This window comes from Aeromonas sp. FDAARGOS 1414, assembly GCF_019047065.1.
Lineage (GTDB): Bacteria > Pseudomonadota > Gammaproteobacteria > Enterobacterales > Aeromonadaceae > Aeromonas > Aeromonas veronii_A.
In genome coordinates, this window is sequence record NZ_CP077210.1 from 1,231,830 (window position 1) to 1,246,910 (window position 15,081).

At 55.0% G+C, this 15,081-nt stretch carries 11 protein-coding genes and 5 tRNA genes; 8 read left to right on the top strand and 8 right to left on the bottom strand.

The window, feature by feature from the left end:
* Positions 1-176: 176 nt before the first annotated feature.
* The 5 genes from I6L44_RS05525 (at position 177) to I6L44_RS05545 (ending at position 4,810) form a co-directional block, all read left to right on the top strand.
* Positions 177-317, top strand: coding sequence for a TIGR02808 family protein (locus I6L44_RS05525; protein WP_005345965.1), 141 nt, complete (start codon positions 177-179; stop codon positions 315-317).
* Positions 318-506: 189 nt separating this feature from the next.
* Entirely contained in the window at positions 507-1,064 is a 558-nt protein-coding gene (locus tag I6L44_RS05530) for a YaeQ family protein (RefSeq protein ID WP_216953511.1), read from the top strand.
* Between the two features lie 12 nt (positions 1,065-1,076).
* Positions 1,077-1,961, top strand: a complete 885-nt coding sequence (locus tag I6L44_RS05535; protein ID WP_107683067.1) for an AEC family transporter — start codon at positions 1,077-1,079, stop codon at positions 1,959-1,961.
* 265 nt (positions 1,962-2,226) lie between these two features.
* Positions 2,227-2,691 (top strand): hypothetical protein, encoded by a 465-nt coding sequence (locus tag I6L44_RS05540; protein ID WP_128835637.1) that lies wholly within the window; start codon positions 2,227-2,229, stop codon positions 2,689-2,691.
* Positions 2,692-2,974: 283 nt separating this feature from the next.
* On the top strand, positions 2,975-4,810 hold the full coding sequence (locus I6L44_RS05545) for a sigma 54-interacting transcriptional regulator (protein ID WP_127005688.1): 1,836 nt from the start codon (positions 2,975-2,977) through the stop codon (positions 4,808-4,810).
* A gap of 169 nt (positions 4,811-4,979) precedes the next feature.
* Here I6L44_RS05545 and I6L44_RS05550 read toward each other — a convergent pair.
* The 7 genes from I6L44_RS05550 to I6L44_RS05580 form a co-directional block, all read right to left on the bottom strand.
* Positions 4,980-5,056 (bottom strand) — tRNA-Val (locus I6L44_RS05550).
* Between the two features lie 38 nt (positions 5,057-5,094).
* A tRNA-Val gene (locus I6L44_RS05555) sits at positions 5,095-5,171 on the bottom strand.
* Positions 5,172-5,205: 34 nt separating this feature from the next.
* Positions 5,206-5,282, bottom strand: a tRNA-Val gene (locus tag I6L44_RS05560).
* Between the two features lie 18 nt (positions 5,283-5,300).
* Positions 5,301-5,377, bottom strand: a tRNA-Val gene (locus I6L44_RS05565).
* A gap of 12 nt (positions 5,378-5,389) precedes the next feature.
* Positions 5,390-5,466 (bottom strand) — tRNA-Val (locus tag I6L44_RS05570).
* Positions 5,467-5,625: 159 nt separating this feature from the next.
* A complete protein-coding gene (locus tag I6L44_RS05575; RefSeq protein ID WP_040069252.1) occupies positions 5,626-7,005 on the bottom strand; it encodes an MATE family efflux transporter in 1,380 nt (459 codons plus the stop codon).
* Positions 7,006-7,153: 148 nt separating this feature from the next.
* Positions 7,154-7,360: a YaeP family protein gene (locus I6L44_RS05580; protein ID WP_113739999.1), complete on the bottom strand. Its 207-nt coding sequence runs from the start codon at positions 7,358-7,360 to the stop codon at positions 7,154-7,156.
* Positions 7,361-7,493: 133 nt separating this feature from the next.
* Here I6L44_RS05580 and I6L44_RS05585 point away from each other — a divergent pair, with 133 nt between their 5' ends.
* From I6L44_RS05585 to I6L44_RS05595, 3 genes are all read left to right on the top strand, one after another.
* Positions 7,494-8,117 (top strand): riboflavin synthase subunit alpha, encoded by a 624-nt coding sequence (locus tag I6L44_RS05585; RefSeq protein ID WP_216953512.1) that lies wholly within the window; start codon positions 7,494-7,496, stop codon positions 8,115-8,117.
* Positions 8,118-8,638: 521 nt separating this feature from the next.
* Positions 8,639-9,919, top strand: a complete 1,281-nt coding sequence (locus I6L44_RS05590; RefSeq protein WP_302055949.1) for an MFS transporter — start codon at positions 8,639-8,641, stop codon at positions 9,917-9,919.
* 54 nt (positions 9,920-9,973) lie between these two features.
* A complete protein-coding gene (locus I6L44_RS05595; RefSeq protein ID WP_216953513.1) occupies positions 9,974-13,036 on the top strand; it encodes a beta-galactosidase in 3,063 nt (1,020 codons plus the stop codon).
* 579 nt (positions 13,037-13,615) lie between these two features.
* Here I6L44_RS05595 and I6L44_RS05600 read toward each other — a convergent pair.
* Positions 13,616-14,923, bottom strand: coding sequence for a carbohydrate porin (locus tag I6L44_RS05600; RefSeq protein WP_216953514.1), 1,308 nt, complete (start codon positions 14,921-14,923; stop codon positions 13,616-13,618).
* Positions 14,924-15,081 lie beyond the last annotated feature (158 nt).

Below are 15,081 nucleotides of genomic sequence, written 5' to 3' on the forward strand. Positions count from 1 at the left end.
TTGCTTGAACTGCATGGATATTTGGCCAAAAAGCTTGATCCAGCGCAAATGAACCCTGCATTTATCACTTTGGTGGCATAGGACCCAACCGCTGATTGAGGTCAAATGGACGTATCAAGAGCGGAGCCAATATCCGCCAGAAGGAACACACCTTTCACCGGATGAAGGACACAACAATGAGTCTTCTTGAACACACCATCTGGACAGTACTGGGATATGGGGCCATGCCCTTTATCTTTCTGAGCGGATTCGTGGCGGTGGCAGTGACCTGTTGCATGCTGCTGAATGCGTTCGGGGTACAGTCCGCCGAGAAGTGAGTCGCTTCTCCATGCCGCCAAATGCCAGTCTTCGGACTGGCATTTGTTTTTTTGTGTTTTTTAAAGCACTTATCCCGGCAGGGAAGGGGAAATCTTTGGTCCGGATGGTCGAACCTGCCGCCGATTTTGATTACACTGGCGCCCGTATTTCCCACTCACCCTTCTCTTATCAGGTGTTCAAGGTTTTCTATGGCTCTCAAGGCAACCGTATTCAAGGCCCAGATCAGTTTGTCTGATATGGATCGCAATCTGTATCAGGACTTCTCCCTCACGCTGGCGCGCCACCCCTCCGAAACCGATGAGCGGATGATGATCCGGCTGGCGGCCTTTGCCTGGCACGCCGCCGAGCGACTGGAATTCACCAAGGGATTGAGCGCCGATGATGAACCCGAGCTCTGGTGCAAGAACTACTCGGACGAAATAGAGCTCTGGATCGAGCTGGGCCAACCCGATGAAAAACGGCTCAAAAAAGCCTGCAACCGCGCCCGTCAGGTGGTGCTCTACCTCTACGGCGGTCGTGGCACCAGCGTCTGGTGGAAGCAGAACCAGGGCAAGCTGAGCCAGCATGACAACCTCAGCATCATCGAACTCTCCGACAGCCAGACTCTGCCGCTGACCGCCATGGTCGAGCGCACCATGCAGCTCACCTGCACTATCTCCGATGGTCAGCTCTGGGTCAGTAACGGGGCACTGGAAGTGACGCTGGATCCGGTGGTGCTGATGGGCAAATCGGCCCGCGAACTGTAACGGACGCCGCCCATGTTCAGCGCCTTGCTCAATATCGTCATCCCGGTGTTCGGTGTGGTCGGGCTCGGCGCCCTCTACGGGCGATTGCGACCGGGGGCCGCTCTCGGTTACGTCAATCGGGCCAATATTGAGCTGTTTACCCCGGCGCTGGTCTTCTCCGCGCTGGTCAAGTACCCGCTGGCGCTGGCGGAGCATCTGCCGCTGATTGCAGCGGGGGCGCTGGTTATCCTGTTACCCGGTCTGCTGCTCGCACTGATCAAACTCAAAGGGATTGAGCGGGCAGCGCTGATCTTGCCCGCCATGTTCCGAAATACCGGCAATCTCGGTATCCCCTTGATGGTGCTGGCGTTTGGCGAGCAACAACTGGGGGCCATCGTGATCCTCTTTGTGCTCTCCAATCTGCTGCACTTTTCGGTCGGCATGTTTATCCTCTCGGCCAATACCTCCCGCTGGCTGTGGCTGCGCAGCCCTGTTCTGTGGGCCGCGCTGGCCGGTTTGCTGGTGGCCAACCTGCACATTACGCTGCCGGAATATGTGGTTACCACGGCCTCGCTGCTTGGCCAGATCTCGGTGCCCCTGATGCTCTTTGCGTTGGGTATTCGCCTGATGGAGGGGGAGCTCGATCACCTGGGCCTCGCGCTCAAGTGCAACCTGCTCTATCTGCTGGCGGGGGGATTGTCGCTGCTGCTGGCGATCTGGCTGTTGCCGCTCAAGACGGAGTGGATCCCGCTGTTGATGTTGTCGGTTTCCTTGCCCCCTGCGGTGTTGAATTACATGCTCTGCGAGCAGTATCACTGCCAGCCGGACAAGGTGGCCAGTATCGTGCTCGGCGGCAATGCCCTCTCTGTGCTGGTGATCCCGCTGGCGGTCTGGCTGGCACTTCATCTGCCCGGCTAAGCCAGATTGCATTGGTGCGACGGTGCGACTCACTGGCCAATTGCTTGATCGAACCGAGTCACAGTAGTTCGCATCTCATCCTTGCAGGGGAAAGTTAGCCTATCAGGATCAGCAAGCTTTTCCATGCCATCTCTGTCCATCATTGCCTCCGTGATACATCTGTCGTCCCCGTATCCGGCCCTGAGCCCCAGGGATAACGGCGACAGCTATAGTATGAAAAAGAGCTGACTGACACTGTTTAACCAATGCCAGTGAGGGAAACCGGATGGGCACAAGTGAGCAATCTGATCCTTTGGGGCAGGCAAAATCGCGCTATGACCCGGCATTGCCTACCGGTTATGACTGGCGCAGACACCGCCGTTTTATCCTCAGTGGCGGTGGTTACAAGGCAGAATGCAGCCGTCGCAACTGGTTTTTGGAGTTGCTCAACCCTGTGCCCTATGTGGTAGTGCGCGACATAGCCATCGGCGGCATCGGTATTCTGGGGGCCATACGGTTGAAAGAGGGGGATGAGCTGGTGATTGCCATTCCCTCTGGCGAGATGCTGCGCGGTCTGGTCGTGAGATCCCAGCCAGACCCACTCTTTCCCAAACTCTATCGCACCGGTATTCGTCTGCATCGATATCCGACGGCCGAGCTGTTTGCCCGCTGGCAAAGTTACATTCAGCCGCAAGATAAAGCGGATTTCGACCATGAGTGCCAAGTCTTGAAACAGATACGCGGTGCGTGAACCAAATGCCATTTCAGTGGTTGTTTTCCCCACGTTCAGCATGATTTGTCGATGGATTCCGCAGATCTGCAGGCTTGGCTGGCCCAAGTGATTTATCTTGCTGCATGTGTTTTCATCTTTATGTTTTTATTGAATTTTATCTGTGCCTCTGAAGTCGCGGAGGATACGGATCATTTTCCCTTTTCGTGATCCCCCCCGAAGTAGTTCCCCCTGATATCCCTTAGTATCTGGCCAGCATGACTCCCTTTAGGGGGAGGATAACAAGAACAAAAAGGAATGATGGATGAGATCCGTGAGCAACCAGTGTCTGTTGATGCAGATCCAGCCGACCATCTTGCGCTTTGCCAAGATGCTGGCCAGTGTGCTGCAGCTTGAGGTCGAGATTGTGGATGCCGATATGGTTCGGGTGGCTGGCACCGGGCCTTATGGCAAGTTCTTCGGACGTCAGCTGGAGGGGGATTCCCGCCTGCTGCGCTATGTGATTGATAATCAGCGGGAGAAGATAGTTACCCACACCAGCGATGATCCGGTGTGTGACGGTTGTACCTGCAAGGAGAGTTGCCGTGAGCGCGCCTTCCTCGGGGTGCCCATCATGGTGGACGAGCGTTGTATCGGGGTGATCAGTCTGGTGGCCTTCAGCGACGAGCAGCAGGCGCGCCTCAACAACAATCTGCAGGATGTGTGTGACTATGTGCGCCACATCTCCACCATCTTTGTGGCCAAGTTGCTCGATTCGCGCGGGCTGTCGGACGGGGTCAACAAGGTGTTCCTCAATCTGATGACCAACATGGATCAGGGCTGCCTGCTGCTCGATGACAAGAGTCAACTGCTCTACGCCAACGAGGCGGCACTCCATCATCTGGGTTGCCAGCAGGAACAGCTGCAGGGGCGCGAAGTGGGGATCCGCCCGCTCACCTTCTCCCAACAGGGGCTGAGTGGTCATCTCCAGCACATCATCACCTTTGAAGGTCGTCAGGAGCTGATCATCGGCCAGCTACATCATGTGCAGGGGCAGCAGCTCTTTCTGATGGCGTTTCACCAGTCCCACTCCGGTCAGGTGCAGGAGCCGGATCCGGATGTGCGGATCGATCAGCTGATCGGCGAGAGCAAGCCGATGCGCACCCTCAAGCGACTGCTGCACCGCATCGCCCAGAGTCCCTCCAGCGTGCTGATTTGTGGCGAGAGCGGCACCGGTAAAGAGGTGGTGGCCCGCGCCGTCCATCGCCTGAGTCCGCGGCAGGACAAGCCGTTCATCGCCATCAACTGTGCCGCTATTCCCGAACAACTGCTGGAGAGCGAGCTGTTTGGCTATGTGAAGGGCTCCTTTACCGGTGCCTCCAGCGGTGGCAAACAGGGCCTGATCCAGGCGGCCCATCAGGGAACCCTGTTCCTTGACGAGATTGGCGACATGCCGCTCACCATGCAGGCCAAGCTGCTGCGGGTGCTGGAGCTTCGGGAGGTGACCCCCATCGGGGCCAGCCGACCGGTGCCGGTGGATATTCGCATCATCGCCGCCACTCACCAGCATCTCGATCAATACATCGCCGAAGGGAAGTTTCGCGAGGATCTCTACTACCGCATCAATGTCATCCCCCTCAACCTGCCGCCGCTGCGGGAGCGGGAAGGGGACGTGGAGCTGCTGACCCACTACTTCCTCAACCTGCACACCAGCCGCATCGGCATCGTCTATCCCGGTCTGGCGCCCGAGGTAATGGCGCTGCTCAAGGGGTATCGCTGGCCGGGCAACGTCCGCGAGCTCAGCAACCTCATCGAATATCTGGTCAACGTCAGCCAGGCGGGCGAGGTGATTGACGCCAGCCTGCTGCCCCCCAACATCATCCGCAATCAGGAGCCCCATCGCGTCACCGCCCAGTCGATCCCGGTGACCAACCTGGATGCATCGTTCAATGTGCCTGCCACAGCTCCGCTCGCCGCCACGCCGGAGAAGCTGCCTGAACCCGTTCCGGGTGAGAGCGGCCTTGAGAGCATGGAAAAACAGATGATAGAAGAGACCCTGCAGCGGCTCGGCAACAAGAAACTGGCCGCACAGGCGCTGGGGATTGGGATTGCCACCCTCTATCGCAAGATAAAGAAGTACGAGATTGCCGTGCAGAGCTGAGGCGCTGGCGGCATCTATCCGGCCCGTGTCGTTTATCAGACGACACGGGCTTTTTATGGGAACAAGGTTCTGCGCCATTGCCGAATTGTGCTGAACGAAGTGGCGGGGCAGGGGAGTGGCTGCATGGCAGAATGCAAAAAGCCCGCTCGATGAGCGGGCTTTTTTAATCTGGTGCGTCCTAGTGGATTCGAACCACCGACCCCCACCATGTCAAGGTGATGCTCTAACCAGCTGAGCTAAGGACGCAGGGTGCGCAATGCGACTTTTATTTCTTTATGCAGAAGTGGTGGGTTTAATTGGATTCGAACCAACGACCCCTACCATGTCAAGGTAGTGCTCTAACCAACTGAGCTATAAACCCACATCTGGAATAACTGCAAAGTTTTGAAACTGAATGGTGCGTCCTAGTGGATTCGAACCACCGACCCCCACCATGTCAAGGTGATGCTCTAACCAGCTGAGCTAAGGACGCATAATCAGTGTTCTGTAATGGTGCGTCCTAGTGGATTCGAACCACCGACCCCCACCATGTCAAGGTGGTGCTCTAACCAGCTGAGCTAAGGACGCATCACAGAAAAGTGGTGGGTTTAATTGGATTCGAACCAACGACCCCTACCATGTCAAGGTAGTGCTCTAACCAACTGAGCTATAAACCCACTTTCTCTTACTTCACTACGCCAGCGCTGCTGACGTGGTCGGCATACTACCCATGCCCCCCAAGGCTGTCAACAGGCCATATGCACAAAGGAGACTGTTTGCCCAGTTCTTGCGCAGCCTGTTGATTTTGCAGGCGAGTTGTCGCTTGCCAAGCCCTGTTACTGAGATCGCGACAGGGTAGTGCAGGCTTCCGGAGTGGCAAAACGGCCATAGATGTAGCGCAATCTCGCCCCCAGCATCAGGGCTGCACTGGTGAGGCCGACAATAAAGCCGATCCAGAATCCCTGCGGCCCCATCCGCGGCACCAGCCAGTCGGTCAGACCCAGGATCATGCCGGTGGGCAGCCCCAGTCCCCAGTAAGCGACGATGGTGACGTAGAAGATCGCCTGGGTATCCTTGTAACCGCGCAGTGCGGCGGCCGCGACCACCTGCACAGAGTCCGAGATTTGATAGATGGCGGCGAAGAACAGCAAGATGGCCGCCAGGACGATCACCTGCTGATCATCGGTATAGATGGAGGCGATCTGCTCGCGCAGCAGCACCGTCATGGCGGCAGTGGCAGCAGCGATGGCCATCCCCAGCATCAAGCCGGTGCGAGCTGCCACCCGAGCGTGATGGGGTTGCCCTTCACCGATACTGTGGCCGACCCGGATGGTGACACCCACCCCGATGGAGAGGGGTAGCATAAAGACCAGGCTGGAGAAGTTCAGCGCAATCTGGTGGCTCGCCACAGTCTCGGCACCGAAAGGAGCCAGCATCAGGGCCACCACGGTAAACAGGGTCACCTCGCAGAAGATCGCCATGGCGATGGGGAAGCCCAAGCGGAACAAGCGCCAGATCCGGCTGCCGTTGGGGCGAGCCAGCTGGGAGAAGAGCCGGATCTCGGTGAAGTGACGGGAGAGCTTCACATAGAGGATCATCGCCAGCAGCATGGCCCACAGCACAATGGCAGTAGCCACGCCACAGCCCACCCCGCCCAGTTTCGGCATGCCGAAGTGGCCGTGAATGAAGATGTAGTTGGCGGGAATATTGACCGCCAGCCCGACAAAGCCGATCACCATGGTAGGCATGGTGTGGGAGAGCCCCTCACTGAAGTTGCGCAGCACCTGGAACATCACGAACGCGGGAAGGCCCCACAGGATGGCGTGCAGATAACCAGTGGTCTTGGCCGCCATCACCGGCTCCACATCCATGAACTGCAATGCCAGCGGGCTGTAATAGAGCGCAATCATCGCCAGCGGGGTGACGATCAGTGCCAGCCAGAAGCCCTGATGGACGGCCGGGCGAATTGCCTCCCGTTTACGGGCGCCATTGAGCTGGGAGACGATGGGGGTCAGCGCCATGATGATCCCCTGCACCAGCAGGATCACCGGTAGCCAGAAGCTGGACGCCACCGACACGGCGGCCAGATCGACCGCACTCACCTGACCCGCCATCACGGTATCGACGAAGTTCATGGCCACCTGGGCCACCTGGGCGACCAGAATGGGGCTGGCTAGACGGACGAGCTGCTTCGCCTCGGACCAATAACGTTGCACTGACACCTCCGAGTGGATCAGATAAGAGTAAAAAAGAGCGGAAATCGGGAAGAGCCTTTGCACTTTCGGACGAAAGTGCAAAGGGTGGGGGAGGCATTCTAGCCTGAAATTCAGCCAGGACGAAATAGTTGCCGCCCCAGGGGCAGGATCAGGCGTCTTCGTGATCGCTGATCAGCAGGTTGGCAGCGGCATAGGCGGCCTGTTCACGCAGTTCGGCGGGTACCCGCTCATCGGCGGCGACCGCGTTGAGGGCGCGGATAGTGGCGGCGATGGCCTTCGGCACATAGCCCTGCTCGCCGGAGCCAATCTGGTTATAGGCGATACGGATCGCTTCACAACATTGATATACCTGCATTTCTTTTTTCCTTGTTTACCCGGATGTGAACGGCGTCACTATAGCGATCGGGCGCAAGCTTGTCAGCCTGTACCCTTGTCTCACCTTCTGCCCGAGGTTAACCTGCCCTTTTTGCCGTAGCAGGAGACGAGAGATGTTCACTGGCATAGTGCAGGGGACCGCCGAACTGGTGGCCATCGAGGAGCAACCCAACTTCCGTACCCATGTTATCCGCATGCCAAGCCCGGCGTGGGGGGAAGGGCTGGTCCTTGGCGCTTCGGTCGCCCACAACGGCTGCTGTTTGACCGTCACCCGGGTCGAGGGTGAGCTGGTCAGCTTTGATCTGATGCAGGAGACCCTGCGTCTCACCAATCTCGGCTTGTTGCAGGTGGGGGACAAGGTCAATGTGGAGCGGGCCGCCCGCTTTGGTGACGAGATCGGCGGTCATGCCATGTCTGGCCACATCATTGGCATGGCAGAGGTTACCTCGGTGATCGACACACCCAACAACCGTCAGGTGTGGTATCGCCTTGCTCCCGAGCTGATGAAATATGTGCTGACCAAGGGATACATCGGCATCGACGGCATCAGCCTGACCATAGGTGAGGTGCGCGAGCGGGAGCGGGAGTTTTGCGTTCACTTGATCCCCGAGACCCTGGCCCGCACCAACCTGGGTTGGGTCAAGGCTGGCTGGCAGACTAATATCGAGATCGATCCCCAGACTCAGGCCATCGTCGATACGGTGGAGCGGGTACTGGCGGCGCGCGCGGGTAACTGAAGGCACTGTCCCAGTTATATGTTGAAAGGGAGCATTGTTGCCCAAATTGATGCAGCTTGAATGAAACTAACTGAGGACTCGGTGATCTGATCACCACTACCCTCTATCAAGTCTGCATCATGGGAGCGTCCCTGTCCCCCCATCACCAACGAGTTTGTAGTGGTCTAATCATCTTGGCCACCATCGTAGGGGGAGCAGTTATCACCATGGTCTGCTTAATGACCTGATGAGATCAGGTCGCTATCTCTATAACCTCCATTACATAATTTCGATTCTATTAATGAAGTTGCTTTAATTTTCCATATTTTATTATTTTTATAATCAGAAATTTATTATTTGATTGTGCTAGTGGGGTCTCTTTTTTATATACTTCCATATGGTGCCGGTGTAATCGTTTACATTGGTGTGTGTTACGTCACAATATGCATCGTAATTAGTTCGTAATCTTGTCATGAGGCGAGGGCAGTCTGAGGACATTCTCTCAAGTCAATGGTTTATTATGGACAATGGATGGATATTTGATGAGTATAGAAAGATTGTTTGGATTGAATAGAAATATGGTAATGTTCGGTGCCATATTTTTTCTTTACTTTTTTGTAATGGGAGCTTATTTTCCATTTTTCCCGATTTGGCTGCATGATGTCAATGGTATCAGCAAGGCTGAAACTGGAATTGTCTTCGGCACTATTTCTTTATTTGCACTTCTATTTCAGCCAGTATTTGGGCTGATTTCTGACAAGTTAGGGCTGAAAAAGAATTTGCTCTGGATCATCATTGGATTACTGGTATTCTTCGCGCCCTTCTTTCTTTATGTATTGGCACCATTGCTGAAATTGAACATCTATCTCGGTTCTATCGTAGGGGGCATGTACATCGGTTTTGTATTTGCAGGCGGGGCTCCTGCCATAGAGGCTTATGTTGAGAAGGTGAGTCGCTCCAGTCAGTTCGAGTTTGGCCGAGCAAGGATGTTTGGCGCAATAGGCTGGGCCCTTTGTGCCTCTATTGTAGGGATCATGTTTACCATCAACAATGAGTTCGTGTTCTGGATGGGGTCTGCTTTTGCTGTTGTAATGGCGGTTTTATTCTATTTTATCAACCCTGGTCGTGGTAGCACCAGTGAAGTGCTAGATAGTATTGGCGCCAATCAGAAAGGGTTTAGCGTAAAACTGGCAATGGGATTGTTAAAACAACCAAAATTCTGGTTCTTCACCCTCTATGTCGTCGGGGTGGCATGTACCTATGACGTATTTGATCAGCAATTCGCGAATTTTTTTACCGCATTCTTTGATACAAAAGAAGAAGGTACTCGTTACTTTGGTTATGTCACTACGATGGGGGAGTTACTGAACGCCAGCATCATGTTTTTTGCCCCACTGATTGTGAATCGAATTGGCGGAAAAAATGCCCTGCTAATCGCTGGGACCATCATGTCTATTCGAATCATCGGCTCCTCATTCGCCGAGACAGTTAGCCATGTCATTTTGCTGAAAACTCTACATATGTTGGAAGTTCCATTCCTGTTGGTCGGTACATTCAAGTACATCACTAGTGAATTTGATGTTCGCTTTAGTGCGACTATCTGGTTGATTGGCTATCAGTTCTTCAAGCAGCTAGCAACCATGTTTATGTCTGTGTGGGCTGGATCTATGTATGAGGTGATGGGCTTTCGTGAAACCTACTTGGTATTGGGCATTATTGCCGCAACTTTCACCTTTATTTCTGTCTTTACCCTCTCGGGAATGGGACCACTTGGGCTGTTAAAGGGTAGAACGATGGTTTCAAAAAAAGCCGCTAGTTACTAACCGACCATTTTGTAATCAGAGATTTGAAAAAGGTTATAAAAGATGAATAACAGTATGGCGTTACACCAAATCATTTGTCGTGCCGATTGGCAAACACAGGCTGTGACCAGTGTTAATCGTTTACCCACCCATACCCCCATGTTCAGCTGGCGCAGCGAAGCGGATGCCAAGGGGGATCTGGCCTCTTCCTCCCATCTCTTGCTCGATGGCGAGTGGAGCTTCTCCTTCTTTGCCGCTCCCGAATTGGTGCCCGAGAGCTGGCTGGCGCAGGATCTGACGGATGCCTGCCCCATCACGGTGCCGGGCAACTGGCAGCTGGATGCCGCCTATCCGGCTGCGCGGCCGCCCACCGATGGCCCCATCTACACCAATATCAAGTACCCCTTTCCTTGCGATCCGCCCCGGGTGCCAGCAGAGAACCCTACCGGTTGCTACTCCCGCGAGTTCGATCTGCCCGCCGGCTGGCTGGCAAGCGGTCAGAGCCGGATCATCTTCGACGGGGTGAGCAGCGCCTTCCACCTCTTCTGCAACGGCCGCTGGGTCGGTTACTCCCAGGACAGCCGGCTGCCCGCCGAATTCGATCTGACCCCATATCTGCAGAGCGGTCGCAACCGGCTGGCGGTGCTGGTGCTGCGCTGGTCCGACGGCTCCTATCTGGAAGATCAGGATATGTGGTGGCTGTCGGGGATCTTCCGCTCCGTCAGCCTGTTGCACAAACCGTCCCGCCATCTGATGGATATGCGGGTGACCCCCGAGCTGGATGCCTGCTATCGGGATGGCCGTCTCAAGATTGCCCTGCAAGTCGCCAATGGGGCTGGGCTGTCGGTAGAGGCCAATCTCTATGACGGTGGCGAGCGGGTCGCGACCCTGCGCCAGCCGATCGGCACCCAAGCCATTGATGAAAAAGGGGCGTATGACGATCGCGCCGAGTGCTGGCTCGACGTGGCTGCGCCGCGCAAGTGGAGCGCCGAGACGCCCCATCTCTATCGCCTGACCCTGACCCTGCTGGACGAACAGGGTCAGGCCATCGAGAGCGAGGCGTGCGATGTGGGCTTTAGGGTGGTGGAGATCCGTGGCGGCCTGCTGCGGGTCAACGGTCAGCCGCTGCTGATCCGTGGTGCCAACCGCCATGAACACCACCCCGCCAGGGGTTATGCCATCGATCGTGCCACCATGGAGCGGGATCTGCTGCTGATGAAGCGGCACAACTTCAATGCGGTGCGCTGCTCCCACTATCCCAACCACCCCGACTTCTATCGCCTCTGCGATCGGCTCGGTCTCTATGTGGTGGACGAGGCGAATCTGGAGACTCACGGCATGACCCCCATGGGGCGGCTGGCGCGGGATCCCGCCTGGAGCAACGCTTTTCTGGAGCGGGCGACCCGCATGGTGGCGCGGGATTTCAACCACCCCTCCATCATCATCTGGTCGCTCGGCAACGAGTCGGGTTACGGCCCGGCCCACGATGCCATGTATGGCTGGATCAAGCGCAGCGACCCGAGCCGTCCGGTGCAGTATGAGGGGGGCGGGGCCGATACCCCGGCGACCGACATTATCTGTCCCATGTATGCCAGAACCCATCAGGATCAGCCTTTCCCGGCGGTGCCAAAGTGGGCGCTGGCCAAGTGGATCGGCCTGCCCGGCGAGCACCGGCCGTTGATCCTCTGCGAATATGCCCACGCCATGGGTAACAGTCTGGGGGGCTACGCCCACTACTGGCAGGCGTTTCGCGATCATCCACGCCTGCAAGGCGGGTTTGTCTGGGATTGGGTCGATCAGGGGCTCGACAAATACACCGCCGATGGTCGCCACTACTGGGGCTATGGCGGCGACTTCGGTGATGTGCAAAACGATCGCCAGTTCTGCTGCAACGGTCTGCTGTTCCCGGATCGCACCCCCCATCCCGCCCTGTGCGAGGCGAAGCGCGCCCAGCAGCCGTTCCGCTTCACTCTGCTTGAGCACACCCCGCTGCGGGTGCGGATCGAGAGTGAATACCTGTTTCGGGAAACCGACAACGAGCAGCTTTGCTGGCAGTTGTGCGAGAACGGCCATGTGCAGCAGCAAGGGGAGGTTTCCCTCATGCTGGCGCCGCAAGGGGTGGTCGAGTTGACCCTGAGCGAGACACTGCCCGCCTTTGCGGCAGGCTCACTGGCCTGGCTCGATCTGGCCATCGTGCAGCCAGAGGCCACCCTGTGGTCGCAGGCGGATCACAAGGTCGCCCGTCAGCAGTTCACCCTGCCGACCCCCCTTGCTCTACCTGCTGCCGCCGCTGCCGCCACCCTGAGCGAGCAGCCGGATGGCTGGCGGATCACCGCCGCAAGCAGCCAGTGGTGGCTCGACAAGCAGAGCGGTCGCATCACCAGTTGGCAAAAATCGGGGCAGGAGCTGTTGCTGGCGCCGATCATGGATCACTTCTACCGCGCGCCGCTCGACAACGACATTGGCACCAGCGAAGCGGATCACGCCGACCCCAACTCCTGGATTGCTCGCTGGCAGGGCTGTGGTCTCGGTCAGTGGCAGCACCGCTGTTTGGGGATCGTGGTCGCTGGAGGGGATATCCGGGTCAGCCATGGTTACTTCCACCACGATGAGCTGCTGCTGGTGAGTCACTGGCATCACCGCTTTACCGACGATGGTGCCATGAGCCTGGAGATAGAAACCGAGCTGGCACAGGTGCTGCCGTCGCTGCCGCGGATCGGTCTGCTGCTTCATCTGGCCGAGGTACCGGCGCGAGCCGAATGGCTGGGGCGTGGCCCTCACGAGAACTATCCGGATCGCCTGCTGGGCGCCGATCTTGGGCGCTGGAGTTTGCCGCTGGAGGCGATGCACACCCCTTACATCTTCCCGAGTGACAACGGCTTGCGCTGCGATACCCGTCAGCTGCAGCTGGGCAGCACGACGGTGAGCGGCAGCTTCCATTTCAGTGCCAGCCGCTTCAGTCAGCAACAGCTGGCCGCCGCCCGTCACCAGAGCGATCTGGTGGCTGAAGAGGGGCTGTGGGTGTGTCTCGATGGCGCCCACATGGGGGTGGGTGGGGATGACTCCTGGAGTCAGAGCGTGCGTCCCGAGTATCAACTGCTTGAGCGTCGTTACCGTTGGGGCTGCACCCTTTATTAAGTGAAGCCTGCCAGACCATCATGATGAAGCGCCGGGTATCATCCGGCGCTTCTATTTTATGGCGTGTTATAAACATACTTTCTACACCAGGTTAGATTCATGGAGAAGATTCGAGTTCACCAAGCTGGATATCTCATCTGATGGAGATAACAAACTCGTTATTTTCTGGTGTAGAAGCTATCTCATAAAAATCAAGTTTGTAAAAAATGAGCCATGATGTTTCCCTTAGGGAAGTGTTGATTACTTAACCTCATCAGAACGGTTTTGCTATATTTTTATCGGAGGTTACCAAAAAATATTGCAGGCTTCCTCACAGAGAAATATTTATCACGCTCTTTATTAAAGATATTTATATAGAACTGTCACTATCGTGCAACCATGCCTATCAATAACATCAATATGAGATATAGCCTAGAGGCACAGAGTTTTCGTAATGAATCATTGTAAACACGACTCAGGTATATGTCGTGTCACATACAACCAACTAATAACAATGCCAGTCATATATAACTGACTGGCATTGTGCATAGATAACGTAATACTAGTATTTAGTATGGCGACATTTTTTAGTCAATATATTTACCACCATACTTCGATATTAAAGCCGAAAGTCGCTTCGTTTTGACTAACGGCTTTATCGCCAGTCAACTTAACAGGTTTGCCATACACATCGCCTTGACGACTCCACTCATTATCCAGTTCGGCGTAGGTGGCAAATAAACGCAGGGTTGGTCGAGCCCAGACAGAGCGGCCAGCTTGGAACATTTGTGCCAACGTTACCTTGGAGAAGTTGTTCACACCTGAACCATTTTGAGCCTTGACGCGCTCGTAACCAATTTCAAGAGCCGTTGCTGTAAAGTCATTCCAACTATATTGCGGACGCATACCAGCACTGAACCAGTCACTGCCGTACTCATTATCAAGCTCCAGGCTTTGATAAGCTATTGAATAAAGAGCACTCCACTTGTCATTAAAAAAGAGATCGCCATGGTTTATAACGCGGAAACTACTGCCATCATGGTCGACTCCAATCGCATATTTTACTGCTGAGGCTCCCTCGGCACTCATCAAACCGCCAGCCAATCCATCGATACCATACTGCATAGCGAGCGTATTACTACCTAGAGCCCACTTCTGCTGGTATAGCATGCTCAGCATTGCACCGCTATCCGTGATATCCTGATTTGGATAACCTTTGTTATCAAACTGTTCGAAATGATCATTCTGGGCGAATACATAGTTCAAACCGAGCGTTATATGAGCACCACTACTTATATTTATATCGGATAGTCGAACATCAAAGTGGTGTAACGAACGGATCTCGTCATGGTAGGCCCCATTTTCACCAAGGGCATTATAACTGCTCTCCGGGGTGAAATAGGCGAGATGAAGCTTGGTGCCGCTAACGTCAATATTTTCAATACCAAAGCCCTTGTTAGAGACATCCCAATACTTGACATCGATCATGTGAACTTCATGGCGCTGATAGAATCGCTCCCCGGCCCAGACTACCGCGCCAGGCAAACTTGGCAATATATTATGAGCAGAAGACCAGACCTGTAATGTACCGACATCGCTCCACTTGTCGCCACTGCCAATATAATATGTGAAATCGAAGTAAGCCTCCTCTTGCCGCCACAAGTCAGCCTTGAAACCCAACTCCCACCAGTTCATCTCATTACCAAGACGATAGTTGCCATACCCCTCCTGGGCTCGTAGTACAGCATCCAGTTCTCCTTTACCCCCATTACGTTCATCGTTATTCGTGTTTATATTGCCCCACTTGGCATATCCCATAGTTGTGAAATTTTCAAATGCAGCCTGAGAAGACAAAGGCTGCATCGCTAATAAAAGCAGACTGAAGCAGTTTGATTTTTTTAGTTTCATGTATTTTCCTTACTTGTCAATATTAAATGGGTTTTCTTTGCATCGTTAAGATAATAAAAGGCACGACCTATTTCACCAGGTAACCTAGAGCTATTAATGTGAAAATGATGCGACTATCAGTGAGAACCTAAATGACGAACTCACTTATTTCTTGCAAG

Excerpts from the sequence above, each read along its gene's own strand:
- I6L44_RS05525 (WP_005345965.1), top strand. The coding sequence starts at position 177 with ATGAGTCTTCTTGAACACACCATCTGGACAGTACTGGGATATGGGGCC.
- I6L44_RS05530 (WP_216953511.1), top strand. The coding sequence starts at position 507 with ATGGCTCTCAAGGCAACCGTATTCAAGGCCCAGATCAGTTTGTCTGAT.
- I6L44_RS05535 (WP_107683067.1), top strand. The coding sequence starts at position 1,077 with ATGTTCAGCGCCTTGCTCAATATCGTCATCCCGGTGTTCGGTGTGGTC.
- I6L44_RS05540 (WP_128835637.1), top strand. The coding sequence starts at position 2,227 with ATGGGCACAAGTGAGCAATCTGATCCTTTGGGGCAGGCAAAATCGCGC.
- I6L44_RS05545 (WP_127005688.1), top strand. The coding sequence starts at position 2,975 with ATGAGATCCGTGAGCAACCAGTGTCTGTTGATGCAGATCCAGCCGACC.
- I6L44_RS05580 (WP_113739999.1), bottom strand. The coding sequence starts at position 7,360 with ATGCAGGTATATCAATGTTGTGAAGCGATCCGTATCGCCTATAACCAG.
- I6L44_RS05585 (WP_216953512.1), top strand. The coding sequence starts at position 7,494 with ATGTTCACTGGCATAGTGCAGGGGACCGCCGAACTGGTGGCCATCGAG.
- I6L44_RS05590 (WP_302055949.1), top strand. The coding sequence starts at position 8,639 with ATGAGTATAGAAAGATTGTTTGGATTGAATAGAAATATGGTAATGTTC.
- I6L44_RS05595 (WP_216953513.1), top strand. The coding sequence starts at position 9,974 with ATGGCGTTACACCAAATCATTTGTCGTGCCGATTGGCAAACACAGGCT.
- I6L44_RS05600 (WP_216953514.1), bottom strand. The coding sequence starts at position 14,923 with ATGAAACTAAAAAAATCAAACTGCTTCAGTCTGCTTTTATTAGCGATG.